13 protein-coding genes and 1 riboswitch are annotated in these 12,945 nt (G+C 62.8%); of the genes, 8 read left to right on the top strand and 5 right to left on the bottom strand.

The annotated features are described in order from the left end of the window. Positions 1–74 precede the first annotated feature (74 nt). The 7 genes from L8F97_RS19835 (at position 75) to L8F97_RS19805 (ending at position 8,083) form a co-directional block, all read left to right on the top strand. Positions 75–572, top strand: coding sequence for a hypothetical protein (locus tag L8F97_RS19835; protein WP_242154118.1), 498 nt, complete (start codon positions 75–77; stop codon positions 570–572). Between the two features lie 142 nt (positions 573–714). Next, the gene (locus L8F97_RS19830; protein WP_242154117.1) at positions 715–1,173 is read left to right on the top strand and encodes a GNAT family N-acetyltransferase; all 459 of its coding nucleotides are present in this window, start codon (positions 715–717) and stop codon (positions 1,171–1,173) included. Between the two features lie 152 nt (positions 1,174–1,325). Further along, positions 1,326–1,952: a NeuD/PglB/VioB family sugar acetyltransferase gene (locus L8F97_RS19825; RefSeq protein ID WP_242154116.1), complete on the top strand. Its 627-nt coding sequence runs from the start codon at positions 1,326–1,328 to the stop codon at positions 1,950–1,952. A 181-nt stretch (positions 1,953–2,133) separates the two neighbouring features. Continuing rightward, positions 2,134–2,371, top strand: a riboswitch (cobalamin riboswitch). A gap of 203 nt (positions 2,372–2,574) precedes the next feature. Next, complete coding sequence (locus tag L8F97_RS19820; protein ID WP_242154115.1) at positions 2,575–4,695, top strand: TonB-dependent receptor; 2,121 nt, start codon at positions 2,575–2,577, stop codon at positions 4,693–4,695. 480 nt (positions 4,696–5,175) lie between these two features. Continuing rightward, on the top strand, positions 5,176–5,328 hold the full coding sequence (locus L8F97_RS19815) for a hypothetical protein (protein WP_242154114.1): 153 nt from the start codon (positions 5,176–5,178) through the stop codon (positions 5,326–5,328). Further along, a complete protein-coding gene (locus L8F97_RS19810; protein ID WP_242154113.1) occupies positions 5,325–6,311 on the top strand; it encodes an SMP-30/gluconolactonase/LRE family protein in 987 nt (328 codons plus the stop codon). Before L8F97_RS19815 ends, L8F97_RS19810 begins: the two co-directional genes overlap by 4 nt. Next, positions 6,308–8,083 (top strand): glycoside hydrolase family 15 protein, encoded by a 1,776-nt coding sequence (locus tag L8F97_RS19805; protein WP_242154110.1) that lies wholly within the window; start codon positions 6,308–6,310, stop codon positions 8,081–8,083. Before L8F97_RS19810 ends, L8F97_RS19805 begins: the two co-directional genes overlap by 4 nt. Here L8F97_RS19805 and L8F97_RS19800 read toward each other — a convergent pair whose 3' ends face one another. From L8F97_RS19800 to L8F97_RS19785, 4 genes are read right to left on the bottom strand one after another with little or no spacing between them, the layout of a single operon-like run. Continuing rightward, a complete protein-coding gene (locus tag L8F97_RS19800) occupies positions 8,084–8,887 on the bottom strand; it encodes a VOC family protein (RefSeq protein WP_242154108.1) in 804 nt (267 codons plus the stop codon). Further along, the gene (locus tag L8F97_RS19795) at positions 8,884–9,327 is read right to left on the bottom strand and encodes a cupin domain-containing protein (RefSeq protein ID WP_242154106.1); all 444 of its coding nucleotides are present in this window, start codon (positions 9,325–9,327) and stop codon (positions 8,884–8,886) included. Before L8F97_RS19795 ends, L8F97_RS19800 begins: the two co-directional genes overlap by 4 nt. 3 nt (positions 9,328–9,330) lie before the next feature. Continuing rightward, positions 9,331–9,789, bottom strand: coding sequence for a DoxX family membrane protein (locus L8F97_RS19790; protein ID WP_242154104.1), 459 nt, complete (start codon positions 9,787–9,789; stop codon positions 9,331–9,333). Beyond that, positions 9,786–11,360, bottom strand: coding sequence for a GMC oxidoreductase (locus L8F97_RS19785; protein WP_242154103.1), 1,575 nt, complete (start codon positions 11,358–11,360; stop codon positions 9,786–9,788). Before L8F97_RS19785 ends, L8F97_RS19790 begins: the two co-directional genes overlap by 4 nt. A 93-nt stretch (positions 11,361–11,453) precedes the next feature. Between L8F97_RS19785 and L8F97_RS19780 the strand changes: the two genes are divergently transcribed. Further along, the gene (locus tag L8F97_RS19780; protein WP_242154101.1) at positions 11,454–12,443 is read left to right on the top strand and encodes an SDR family oxidoreductase; all 990 of its coding nucleotides are present in this window, start codon (positions 11,454–11,456) and stop codon (positions 12,441–12,443) included. A gap of 15 nt (positions 12,444–12,458) precedes the next feature. Here L8F97_RS19780 and L8F97_RS19775 read toward each other — a convergent pair whose 3' ends face one another. Next, the gene (locus L8F97_RS19775) at positions 12,459–12,929 is read right to left on the bottom strand and encodes a DUF421 domain-containing protein (RefSeq protein WP_242154099.1); all 471 of its coding nucleotides are present in this window, start codon (positions 12,927–12,929) and stop codon (positions 12,459–12,461) included. Positions 12,930–12,945: the final 16 nt, after the last annotated feature.

Below are 12,945 nucleotides of genomic sequence, written 5' to 3'. Positions count from 1 at the left end.
AATTCAGAGAGCTGCCCTACCATCCACTTAGCATTCGTAGGGGATGACAAATGGGGGCATGGGGCGCGCTTATAATGAGCTTCTTCGGGGCGGTGTTCGCCTCATTGACGCTATACTGGCAATGGCAGCTGAACGGAGCAGCCTTGGCGTTGCCCTTCTTAGGGTTCGTCCTGATCGGGCTTGCTGCAAGCTATGTCATCAGATCGCCCGGTGAGGGGATCAAGCCATCACCGAAGGAACAACGCGCGATCATGTGGAGCAGCATCGGGGAGGGCGTAGGCCTTTTCCTCGCATCCAATATCGTCATCAATCTGCATCGGCCCGACCTACTCCTGCCGGCGATGGCGCTAGTTGTTGGTCTGCATTTTTTGCCGATAGCTTTCGCGGCGAGCTTTCGGCCGTTCTATGTCCTCGGCACCGCCCTCATACTGGTAGCAATGGCCGGGTTCGTTGTAAGGGCTCCTACGGGCGGCGAGTTGGCTGGATTTATGGCCGCTGGTGCGCTCTGGCTTGCGTCAGCCATCGCGGTTCGCCGTGATTGGTCGGCAAAGGGGCAAACGGCAGCGGCGTGATAGCTTCCCGCTGAACGATCGTTCTGGAATGCCTGCGCCGTCTCGCCGTCCGGTCGTTTGCAGGAACGTGAAGCGTCGTGTTGCGGCCAGGTGATGGGCACGGCATTTTGGATACGGGTGAGCATCGCTTAGGGGAACAGCAATGGAAACGCGCGCAGCGTCGGCGCAGGATGCCGAAGGTATGGGGCAGGTAATTCGAGAGATCATTGAACATACGGGCCGCCAGCGTCCGAACGACGTAGACATTGTTATGGGCCGCTACATTGCTGATCCTACAAGCATACGTTGCACCGTCGCCGTCGACGGATCAGGAAACATCGTTGGCTTTCAATCTTTGAAGAAGGCGGTCGCTGGCAACCCCTACGACACACCGGAAGGTTGGGGCATTATCGGAACTCACATCAGCCCGACGGCTCACCGACAAGGGGTCGGCAAGCTCTTGTTTTCTACAACCCGAGAAGCCGCGTGTCAGGCGGGTTTGAAAAAGATCGACGCCTACATCGGCGCTGACAATCCATCCGGCCTCAAATATTATGACGCTATGGGCTTTCGTACCTACCGAACGTCGGATGGCATCGTTCAAAAGGTCTGCGACCTTTAGCTCGGCCGGGCTGGCTGCTTTAGGCGAGATTTCTTAAAAACCCGATCTCAAACGGGAAAGCGGTCGTTCCGCAGTCGTCCAAAATTTGACGCTGACGGGCCTATCCGAGCAGGCTTGAAGCCGACATACCACTCGCATGAGCGGAGTTGGTGATGGCACTGATTATCGTAGCGGGTGAAAGCGGTCAGCACGCCGCTGTCGTGTACGAAGCGGCCGTCCTTTCGGGGATGAGCGTCTTAGGTTTCGCCACAGTCCGGAACACTGAACCGCCCTCGATGTTCGATTGTCCCTGGTTGGGCAACATTGGCGACGTTGCGACCTCGCAGATCGCGAAAGGAAACGAGTTCATTGTGGCCTGTGGCTCGAATAAGCAACGGCGCCAGCAGAGCGCAACCTTGTCATCGCTAGGAGCGACGCTCAGAAGCATCTACCATCCAGCAGCAATAGTTTCTCCGAGCGCCCAGATTGGTGCAGGATCGGCTATACTCGCTGGAGCGATCGTAGGCCCGCGCACCATCGTAGGCGTTTCTACGATAATCAACCATGCAGCGAGCATCGACCACGACTGCAAGATTGGAGACTTCACAAATATCAGTCCTGGCGCACGGTTTGCGGGCTGTGTTCAAGCAGGTGTGGGCGTGTTCGTCGGGTTGAACGCCTCTATACTTCAAGGAATTAAGCTAGGCGAAAACTCAGTCGTTGGCGCTGGTGCTGTCGTTATCCGGGACGTGTTATCAGGGAAAACTGTCGTTGGAGTTCCCGCGCGGCCCTTACGATAGCGGCCATGCCGAAAACGCCCATTTCCGGACACTCAGGTGTGCAGTTCGCATCCCTGAAAGCGGTCGCTCTGCCAGCGCAAATACCTGTCACCCAGCATCCGAGCACGGAAACACATATAAAGATTTCTTTATATGTATTGCAACGGTCTGCAATGGAGCTATGACGCGCACAGCGGTCGAAAGGCCGCTAGATCGCGCTGGTGCCCCGAAAGGGGCTTAAAAGGGAACGCGGTGCGGACGGTTCGCCGCCCCAGGCCGAGGCTGTCCCTGCAACTGTAAGCGGTGAGTGCGATGCACACGGCCTCCTGTTCGGAGGCAAGCCACTGGACCGAGCGCGGCAACGCGCAAAGGTTTGGGAAGGCCGTGCATCGTGCATTGACCCGTGAGCCAGGAGACCTGCCGGCGTCTGGTCGCTCTTGCTCTGGCCCAGGGGGTGGCCGTGGCACGGACCTGTCCGGTCGAGCGACGTGAACGGCGGGGGCCGTTCGGTGTCGCGGGTCGGGCGTTGGCGTCCGCCGGGTCCGTGGACGGTCGCGTCTGCGGCAGGTCCCCGTCAGCGTTGGCTTGGCGTCGGACGAAACGAACACTCATGATTAGCTGCTTCTCACCCCGGACACGCCGTATGGCGTTCCTGCTTGCCGTTACGCCCGCCGCTCCAGCCTTGGCGGAGACTGCCCCTTCATCCCCGCCAGTCGACAGCGAAATCGTCGTCACGGCGTCCCGCGTCGATCTGCTTGGCAAGGCGAACACCGCCAGCCAGGGCACGATCACCGCCAAAGAAGTCGAGCTTCGCCCCGTTTACCGGGCATCGCAGATCTTCGAGAGCATTCCAGGGTTGGTTGTCACGATCCACTCGGGCGAGGGCAAGGCGCAGCAATATTTGATCCGGGGATACAATCTCGATCACGGCACCGACTTTGCCAGCTTCGTTGACGGCATGCCCGTCAATCGGCCCACCAACACCCACGGCCAAGGCTATTCCGATCTAAACTTCATCATCCCGCAGACGGTCGCCGGGCTCGATTACACCAAAGGCCCGTACTACGCCGCGATCGGCGACTTCGGTGCAGTGGCCAGCGCGCAGACGCGTATCGCCGACGAGACGCCGGCGCAGGCGACGGTGACGGTCGGCACGGACGGGTATCAGCAACTCGTGACCGGGGGCACGTATCATCTCGGCGACGATCGACGACTGCTCGGTGCCGTCGAGCTGACGCATTATGATGGGCCGTGGCAGCCGACGCAGAACTTCCGCAAGACCAACGCGCTGCTGCGCTACAGCCAGGGCACCGCCATCGATGGAATGAGCCTGACCGCGATGTTTTACCAAAGCGCGGGCCGGCTCATCACTGACCAGCCGCTGCGCGCGATTGAGCAGGGGCTGATCGATCGGTTCGGCACGCTTGATCCGACCGACGCCAGTCGCTCGCTCCGCTACAGCCTGTCCGCGCATCTCGACAAACCGATTGGCGCGGGCGCGCTGGCGGTCAACCTGTACGGCATCCACAGCACGATGACGCTGTGGAACAACTTTACGCACTATCTGGATGATCCGATCAACGGCGATCAGGAGGAGCAGAACGAGAACCGCACCACGGCGGGCGGCGCGCTCGCTTATACCATCACCTCGACCTTCGCCGGGGTCGGGTTCGAAACCGTTATGGGCTTCCAGGGGCGCTACGACACAGTGTTCGTCGATCGGCGGCATACGGTTGGGCGCACCACCATCCTGCCCGGATGCCAGTTGGCGCGGGAGGACGGACCGACGCTGACCTATCCGGCGGTGAACGGCTATTGCAACGCCGATCGGGCGCATTTGCTCGACGTCGCGCCCTATGTTCAGGAAACCGTCCGCTGGACGCCTTGGCTGCGCACCGTCGCGGGCGTGCGCGAGGAATACTACCATGCGACTGACAGGAGCATAGTCACCGGCACACGCGGGCGCGGGCATCAATGGCTGTTCCAGCCCAAGGGCAGCCTGATCCTGGGTCCTTGGGCCAAGACCGAGTTTTATGTCAGCGCCGGGCGCGGCTTCCATTCGGACGACGTGCGCGGTGTATTCGGCACGGTGCCGGAGGTCGGCGTGCCCTTGTCTGGCGGCGCGACGCCGCTGCTCGCACAAACCTCTGGCTATGAAATTGGGGTGCGCTCAAACATCGTGCCGCGCCTTCAGGTCCAGCTTGCGGCGTTCCAGCAGGATTTCACGTCGGAGCTGACCTACAATGCCGACAGCGGGCAGGACGAGGCGGGCGCGCCATCCCGGCGGCAAGGGATCGAGGTGTCGGGCCAGTATCATCCATTCCGCTGGCTGGAGCTAAACACCGATCTCGCTTTCTCGAAACCGAGGTATCACACCGACGATCTTGCGGCCTACGGCCTCAACGCCCGCTATATCGCCGATGCGCCGAACTTCATCTACTCGGCCGGTGTGCTGGTGGATTACCTCGGCGGCTGGTCCGGGAGCCTGGTGTGGCGGCGTCTCGGTACGCACCACCTCGCCGATGGCGAGGCGTATCCGACCGACAAGGGTTATAGCGAGTGGAACCTTCAGATCGGCTATACTCTGCCTCGCGGCTGGCGAGTTGGGGTCGGTGTCTTCAATCTCTTCGACAGCCATGACGAAGCGGCCGATTACTTCTATACGAGCCGTCTACCGGGCGAGCCGGCGGAAGGCATCACCGGCTTCCAGGTGCATCCGCTCGAACCACGATCAGCGCGCTTCTCGATTACCAAGACTTTGTGATGTGAGCCACTGAAACGCCGGCGTTCTTGGGAAATCATTCTTTCTGAGGCTGCCGGCGTCGCTCAGCTAGGTCAACTACTAGCCTCAGCTTGCCCGAAAGCGGACCGGCGGCTCTCCGCCACCCTAAGCCACTCCGCGGTCACTTTCGAACGCCTGATAACGGACGTTCAAGCGACATGAACGGGCGTCTGCTTTCGGGGGCAGCGTTTTGGACGTTGAATGTCCGCAACTGGGTCCTCTCCGCCGTGATACGCGGCGAAACTCTTTGCTTATGATGCAAACGGTAGGACATGTAGGGGAGGCAGAGGAGGCTTTGAAGCCCGAGACAAATGACGGGGGCCCATCAGGTGCATGCTAGGTGGCGCCAGCAGCCATTTACATTTTACTGAGTATCGTTGCGCCTGCGGCTCCGAGATCAATGATGCGCGTTAGCATCCTCTGGGTCCGACACTGGGTCAGTCCCGAACAGGGGATGCCCATATGGATCAGACCGCCTTCATGATCGGGTTTACGGTCATGTCACTCGCCTCGCTGGCGATCTACGCAAAGGGAAGCAAGGCTCCCGCCTCTACGCCATCACACGCTGCTGCACGCGACTGTGCCTTGCAAAACACTTTCAAGGAGCCGTTGTGAGCTCCGTTGACCTTCTGCCCGGCCATCTGCTGCGGCGTCCTGGCGCCATCACGCATGCCGATCACTTTAGAGGCTGCCAGATCGATGATCCTGAGCTTGCGGAAGTGCTATCGCCGGACGCGCCCTTGCTCGTGCTGCACGAAGGGGCGATTCACGCCGAGGGACCTGTCTGGCAGGCATCTCACGACCGGCTGCTCTTCTCCGATGTTCCCAACCGCCGGCTGAACGCGTGGTTCGAAGCCGACGGCCGGGTCGAAGTCACGATCGATGCGACCTGGTTCATGAACGGTAACGCTGTCGCGAAAGATGGCACCGTCTGGCATTGCGAACATGGTCGCCGCTGTGTCAGCCGTTCGTTCGCCGACCTGACGGGAACTCCTGAACCGGTCATCACACACTATGAGGGCAAGCGTCTGAACGCGCCCAATGACGTGACGGTGGCGCCCGACGGATCGATCTGGTTCACCGATCCGATCTTCGGCATCGTCATGCCTAGCCAGGGCGCGCTGGCCGAGCCGGAGCTCGATAACCACAGCGTGTACCGCTTCGATCCCGCAACTTCAGAACTGACGCGGATCGCGGATTTCGAACAGCCCAACGGTGTCGCGCTGTCTGCCGACGGTGGGACGCTGTACGTATCGGACACGTCACTATCGCTCGGCGAGGTACCGGGCTTTACGGCAGGCGCGAAGCACGAAGTGGTGCGCTTCCGCCACCAGCCGGACGGTAGCTGGGGGGAGCGAACACGCTTCTGCCGAACAGATCACGGCTATCCGGACGGGTTCACGACCGACGCACGCGGCTGGTTATGGGTGAGCGCTGCCGACGGTGTTCACGTCTGGTCGGCGGATGGCGACAGGCTGGGCTTCGTACCCATCGACGCGACCGTCTCCAATCTTTGCTTCGGCGGCTCCAATGGGGCGCGCCTTTTCATCGCGGCGGGAAGCCGCTTGCTTGCACTCGATCTGAAGGCTGATGCATGACCTCTCCTATCGCGGACTATGCCCTGATCGGCGACGGGCGCACGGCGGCCATGGTTGCACGCAACGGTTCGATCGATTTCTTGTGCCTGCCGAATTTCGACAGCGACGCATGCTTTGCGGCGATGCTCGGCGATCAGGGTGATGGCTGCTGGCAGATCGCTCCGACCGGGTTCGTGACGGCCGTAGAGCGGCGCTATCGCGGCGACACGTTGATCCTGGAAACCGATCACTCGACCGAGAGTGGCGTGGTCCGCGTGACGGACTTCATGCCTTGGCACGACGGCAAACCGATGGTCGTGCGGGTAGTCGAGGGTCTGTCGGGCGAGGTCGAGATGGCCAGCCTTCTTCGCCCGCGCTTCGATTATGGGCGGGTGCCGCCATGGATGCGACCGTTTGACGGTGGTCTGTGTGCCGACGCCGGGCCACATCAACTCGTACTGCACGCTCCGTGCGCGCTTGAGGTTGCAGACGGCGACGCCCGCGCCACCTTCCGTGTGAAAAAGGGAGAACGGCTGGCTTTCTCGCTTTCCTATGCGCCATCCTACGCCGATCTGCCGAAAGAACCGAACGCCGCGCGCTTGCTGAAGCAGACCGACAAGGCATGGCATGACTGGATCGGCCGCTTCGATGCACCCGAGCGCTGGGGCGTGCCGCTCAAGCGCTCGCTGCTGACGCTCAAGGCGCTCATCGACCGGCGCACCGGCGGGCTGGTCGCCGCCGCGACCATGGGCCTTCCCGAGGTGCCGGGTGGCGCGATGAACTGGGATTACCGCTATTGCTGGCTGCGCGATGCGACCTTTACGTTGACCGCGCTGCTGAATGCCGGCTTCGGCGCTGAGGCGGTACGCTGGCGCGACTGGATCCTGCGCGCGATCGCAGGTGATCCAAAAGACATGCGCATCATGTACCGCATCGACGGTGGGCGTCGCTTGCAGGAGTATGAAGCGACATGGCTGAAGGGCCATGGTGGTGCGAAACCGGTCTTGGTCGGCAACGCCGCATCGGACCAGACCCAGCTCGACGTGTACGGCGAGTTGATCGACAGCTTCCACGTCGGCGCCCGCGCGGGCGTGGAGCGCACGCCGCGTGACATCGCGGTGGAGATCGCGCTGATCGAATATCTGGAGGGCGCCTGGGACAAGCCCGGTGCCGACATCTGGGAGAGCCGCGGCGACCCGGGCTGCTATACCTATTCGCAGGCAATGGCATGGGTGGGCGTCAACCATTTCGTCGAAAGCGACGTCATGCGCGCGGCGGCAGGCGACGAACTGGTTGGGCGGATGCGCGGCCTTCGAGCGCAGATCCACCAGACCGTGTGCGAGCGGGGCTATTCGTCCAGCGCAGGGCACTTCGTCCAACGTTACGACGGCGAGGCGCTTGACGCTTCGCTGCTCCTGCTGCCCCTGGTTAAGTTCCTGCCCGCCGACGACCCGCGTATCGCGGGCACGATTGCGGCTGTGGAGCGCGAGTTGATGGAAGGCGGGCTGGTTCGACGCAAGGCGGCGAAGGGCGACGGTCACGATGAAGGCGCGTTCCTCGCCTGTTCGTGCTGGCTTGCCGACTGCATGGCGATGCAAGGACGGCGCGAGGAAGCAGCGACCATGCTCGACCGGGTGGTCGGCCTCAGCAACGACGTCGGGCTGCTGAGCGAGGAGTTCCACGTTCCCACGCGCCAGCTGATCGGCAACGTACCGCAGGCGTTGACCCATCTGGGCGTCGTCAACTCCGCCCTTTTCCTGTCACGCCCGGTGGTGCAGCGGGGCGCGGTCTGATCAGCCGCCGGTCTGATGGAGATGCCCGTCCGGATCCCGCAGCAGCGCCGGCGGGCCGTGGTGCCAGACGATCCGCGTCGCTGCGATGTCGTTGACCGCGATGGGTTTGGACGACGCGCCGGGCGATTGGTGATAATGCAGTAACTCGACATGGGGAGGCGGCGCCGCCGGCTTCATCGGCACGACATCGGCGACGGGGCTTTCCAGACCGTCGAGCGCCGCCTGTTCGCTGCCCTGATTAAGCGTGGCGTCGCCGCAGGTCAGGCCATGAGCGGTGTAGAAGGCTTCGCTCTCGGCCCGGTCACTGACAACGATTGCGCTATGATCGATGCCGAGCATCCCGCTGCCGCGCCAGCCCTTCTCCGCTGCGTCGGGGAAGCTGAGCAGTTCGAGCGGGTGCCCTTCCGGATCACGTAACTTGATCGCGGTGACGCCACCTGATGACTCGGGCAGGGTCACCGGTCCAGCATCACTGATCGGCGTCGCACCAGCCGAACGGGCCTCTGACCAGGCAGCTTCCACATCGTCGGTGACGAGGGCGAGATGCTGGAAACAGATCGACGCCGCATTTACGTCGCGAGGATAGGCGCGGCCAGATTGATCGTAGCGATCAAGCTCGACCGTCGCTTCACCCAGCCGCATCGACCAGCGCATCCCTTCGCCCGAGATGCCGAGCATCGCCAGTTCAGCGTCTTCAATCGGTCGAGGATCGCCGACGGTGAAGCCCAGCGCGGCATAGAAGGCGACGAGGACTTCAGGTTGCTGCGTCACCAGTCGGAACGCGGCGATGCGGGCGAGGGTCATCTGAGTTCGCACCGCCCGACCGGGTCGCGGTGCAACTGCACCGTCATCAGGCGGCATGGCTCGTCCCCGATCGTGCCGGACTTGTGCCCCTTCTTGCCGTCCTTCTCGACGCAACCCTGATCGCCACCGAAGGAGAATTCCCCCGGCCCCTGCTCGATGCGGGTTCCGTCCATCGCTTCAATCCACCAGCGGCCCGACAGCACCACGATCCACTGCGGTGCCGGGTTCTCGTGCCAGTCGCCGATCCAACCGACCGGCTGAACGGTGAAGACGACGGTGGCTTCGCCGCGTTCCATCTTGTCGTTCCACTGCGGATCGGCGGGCCCCACGCCCTTCAGCTCGTAATTGGTCAGCGCGCACTCGCTGAAACGGCTGATGCCATCGCCGTCGACATAGAGATGCTGATAGGGGACGGAGGGCTTGGGACCGGCATCGGACATCTTCTATCTCCCGTAAGGATGGCTGGAGGCGAAGGGCGCATCGAGGAAGGGCTGGAGCCCGGACCCGTCGGTGCCGACGATGAGGAGGAGGAAGCCCGCGCCAAGCGACAGGTTCTTGAGGAAGTCCCAAAACAGCGTGCGCGCCTTGCCGCCCGGATCGGCGAAGAAGTCACCCGGCTTCCAGAACTGCTTGTACAACACCGCCGTCACGGCGCAGTAGCCGGCAACAACGAAGGCGGCAGCGCGGTCAGCGACCCCAAACACGATCGCGCCGCAGCAGACGATCTCGATGAACAGCCCGACCATCAGCACCGCCACCGCGAGCCAGCGCGGAGAGAAGACCTGCTGCGCTTGGCTGACCGCATGATCGAACGAGACAATCTTGTCGAGTGCACTGAACGGCAGGAACAGCATGACGATGCCGTAGCGCACGACGAGCGCCGCGATCGCAGCAGTCGTCATAGCCGTTGCTCAATGATGCTCGCCACCCGCAGCGCATTGGCGATGATCGTCAGCGTCGGGTTCACCGCACCGATCGAGGGAAAGAAGCTGGCGTCGGCAATGTATAGATTGGCGACTTCGTGCGCGCGGCAGTCGAGGTTGAGGACCGAGGTCGACGGATCGGTGCCGAAGCGGCACGTGCCCGCCTGATGCGCGGTCCCCGACAAGGGTATGTCCTTGCCGAGATAGAGCGAACGCTCGACCAGCATGGCAGGCCAGCCGATATCGGACAGCACCTGCTCCAGCTTGGCTCTCAACCGCCTGAGAGACTCTTCGTTCGTTTCGGTCACGTCGAGATGGACCTGCCCGCCCTGATAATAGACCCGGTTCTCCGGTATCGGCAGATCCTCGGCCTGGAGCCAGAAGTCCATTGAGTGCCGCGCCATCTCGGCAAAGGGCATGTCGGGCAGATGCTTCATGAGGGCCGCCAGCGGTGCCTCGCCCTTGATCTGGTCGGCATGGCTGGTGGCGCACATCTGTATGAGGCCGAGCGGGTGCGGATAGTCGGGATCGCCGCTGTCATAGTAGAAGTCGCTCAGCGCCAGCGTCTTCTGAAACACCGTCTCGTTGACGTGTTTCATCACCGCCATGACGATCGACATCTCATGGCGCATATAGTTGCGGCCGACCTGATCCGATCCGTTGGCGAGACCGTTCGGATGCTGCTCGTTGGCGGAGCGCAGCAGCAGCAGCGCGGAAGATAGCGACCCGCACGCGACGATGACCGTATCCGCGCTATAGCGTTCCTGCTGGCCTTTACGCTGGACCAGGATCGACTCCACCCGGCCTCCGCTGGCATCCGTATCCAGCCGCTCGGCATAGGCCCCGGTGAGGAGCGTGACGTTGGGGTAGTCGCGTATGGTCGGGTCAACGCACATCACCTGCGCGTCTGCCTTGCCGTTCAGCAGGCACGGAAAGCCGTCGAAGTAGGAGCACCGCATGCACACGCTGGTGGGCGTCGCGAACCCATCTTCCTTCTGGTCGAGGAGGATGCCAAGCGGCAGATGAAACGGGTGCAGCCCCAGTCCGGTCAGCTTGTCGGATAGCTCCTGCACCTTGGGCTCGTGCTTGACCGGAACAAAGGGGTAAGCGGTGCTGCCCGGATCGAGCGGATCCTCGCCGCGGCGGCCGTGGACGTGAAACAGGGCTTCCGCCTCGTCATACCAGGGCGCGAAATCCTGGTAGGAGAGCGGCCAGGCTGGGGACACGCCGCCCGCGTGGCTTACCTCTTCGAAATCGCGTTCACGGAGGCGGAACAGCGCCGAGCCGTACACCTTGGAATTGCCGCCGACGTTGTAATGAAGCTGCGGTGCGAACGTGCCGCCATCCTTGTTCACCCACTGCTCGTCGGCCTGATACTTGCCCTCAACGAAAACCGCCTGACCGCTCCAGTTCGCTTCCTCACGCGGCAGATAATCGCCACGCTCGAGGATCAGGATGCGCTTGCCGGTGGGTGCAAGCCGCTGCGCAAGGGCTGCACCGCCGGGACCGCTACCGATCACGATGACGTCGTAGTGGGTGTTCTCAGCCATGCATGCGTCCGCTGCCAAGTGATGCCATCGTGGCGTAGCCGGAACCCCAACGACGGAATGCTGTTCCCAGCGTTGAACATTTAGGAGCGCAGCATGGGAAAAGTCGTCGTTGTTACCGGAGCCGGCGCAGGCGTAGGCCGCGCCACTGCCGAGAAGTTCGCGAGCGAAGGCTATGACGTCGCGTTGCTGTCGCGCGATCCCGATCGGCTGCAACGCGCAGCCGAGCAACTGCGACGCCATGGTGGTCGTGCTTTGCCGATCCCGACCGACGTTGCCGATGCCGCGGCGGTGGAAGCGGCGGCAGACCGCGCCGAGCGCGAGCTCGGACCAATCGACGTATGGGTGAATGTCGCCATGGCGACCGTCTTCGCGCCCGTCGCCAAGCTGACGCCCGAGGAAGTCGAGCGTGGCACCAAGGTTACCTATCTTGGCCAGGTCCATGGCATGATGAGTGCGCTCAAGCGCATGCGGACGCGTCGGGGTACGATCGTCAACGTCGGCTCAGCACTGGCTTACCGATCGGTACCGCTTCAGTCGGTTTACTGCGGTGCGAAGGCCGCGATCCGGGGGTTCACGGACTCGCTGCGTTCCGAGATCATCCACGACAAGATCGATGTGCATCTGACGATGGTCGACCTGCCGGCGGTCAACACGCCGCAGTTCGATTGGGCCTTGAACAAGATGGGCAAGAAGGCGCGCCCCGTTGCGCCGATCTTCGAACCCGAAGTCCCCGCGCGAGCCATCTTCTACGCGGCCACCCATAAGCGTCGCGACGTGTGGCTGGGCTTCTCCTCGGTGAAGGCGATCCTCGGCAATCGCATCGCGCCCGGGCTGATCGACCGCTACCTCGCCAAGACCGGCTACACGGGGCAGCTGACGGACGAGCCTGCGCCCGCCGATGCGCCCTCGAACCTGTTCGAGCCGGTACCCGGTGATTACAGCGCCCACGGTCGCTTCGACGACAGCTCGCGTCGACGCAGCATCGAGTTCTTCACCGACCGTCACCGAACGGCCTTCTATGCACTTGGGCTCGCCGGGCTGGGGTATCTGGCGCACCAGGCCGCCAGGCGCCTGGACATCTGACACCCGCAGGGGAGATCAACGTTTCAGGAGGGTGATCTTCCCACTCGGCTCGAGCGTGACCTGACAAGTGTCGGTCACGCTCGATAGACCGGATTGGCGGAGCGCCTCGTCGAGATCGGCCTCAGACACCGAGTGGCGTAGACGGGCACCGTGATCGGCCTTGCCCTCCTTGAAGATCGTGATGGCTTGTCCCTCCAGGAGGCGGGACATGGCCGGGAAGCGCGCCGCCAGATGCGCCAGCAGCCAGTGGAGAAGCAGGAACACGCTGGTCGCCGCAAGTGTGCCCAGCAGCGGCGCGCTCCCGGTCACCGCCCGGCTGAGGTTCGATCCGATCACGATCGACACGACGATGTCGAGCGCCGACCATTTACCGAAGATGCGTCGGCCGACCACGCGAACCGCCAGAAGGCCGTAAGCGAGCACCAGCACGGCACGCGCGCATTCCTGCGCGACGCTCAGGTCCTTGCCGCTGCCGAAGATCGACAAGAAGGTGGTCGTCAGT

Source organism: Sphingomonas sp. BAUL-RG-20F-R05-02 (assembly GCF_022662305.1).
Lineage (GTDB): Bacteria > Pseudomonadota > Alphaproteobacteria > Sphingomonadales > Sphingomonadaceae > Sphingomonas.
The sequence above is the reverse complement of the archived record's forward strand: the minus strand, read 5'-3'. Positions and strand labels throughout refer to the sequence as shown.

Coding starts and splice junctions, on each gene's coding strand:
- L8F97_RS19835 (WP_242154118.1), top strand. CDS start 75: ATGAGCTTCTTCGGGGCGGTGTTCGCCTCATTGACGCTATACTGGCAA.
- L8F97_RS19830 (WP_242154117.1), top strand. CDS start 715: ATGGAAACGCGCGCAGCGTCGGCGCAGGATGCCGAAGGTATGGGGCAG.
- L8F97_RS19825 (WP_242154116.1), top strand. CDS start 1,326: ATGGCACTGATTATCGTAGCGGGTGAAAGCGGTCAGCACGCCGCTGTC.
- L8F97_RS19820 (WP_242154115.1), top strand. CDS start 2,575: ATGGCGTTCCTGCTTGCCGTTACGCCCGCCGCTCCAGCCTTGGCGGAG.
- L8F97_RS19815 (WP_242154114.1), top strand. CDS start 5,176: ATGGATCAGACCGCCTTCATGATCGGGTTTACGGTCATGTCACTCGCC.
- L8F97_RS19805 (WP_242154110.1), top strand. CDS start 6,308: ATGACCTCTCCTATCGCGGACTATGCCCTGATCGGCGACGGGCGCACG.
- L8F97_RS19800 (WP_242154108.1), bottom strand. CDS start 8,887: ATGACCCTCGCCCGCATCGCCGCGTTCCGACTGGTGACGCAGCAACCT.
- L8F97_RS19795 (WP_242154106.1), bottom strand. CDS start 9,327: ATGTCCGATGCCGGTCCCAAGCCCTCCGTCCCCTATCAGCATCTCTAT.
- L8F97_RS19790 (WP_242154104.1), bottom strand. CDS start 9,789: ATGACGACTGCTGCGATCGCGGCGCTCGTCGTGCGCTACGGCATCGTC.
- L8F97_RS19785 (WP_242154103.1), bottom strand. CDS start 11,360: ATGGCTGAGAACACCCACTACGACGTCATCGTGATCGGTAGCGGTCCC.
- L8F97_RS19780 (WP_242154101.1), top strand. CDS start 11,454: ATGGGAAAAGTCGTCGTTGTTACCGGAGCCGGCGCAGGCGTAGGCCGC.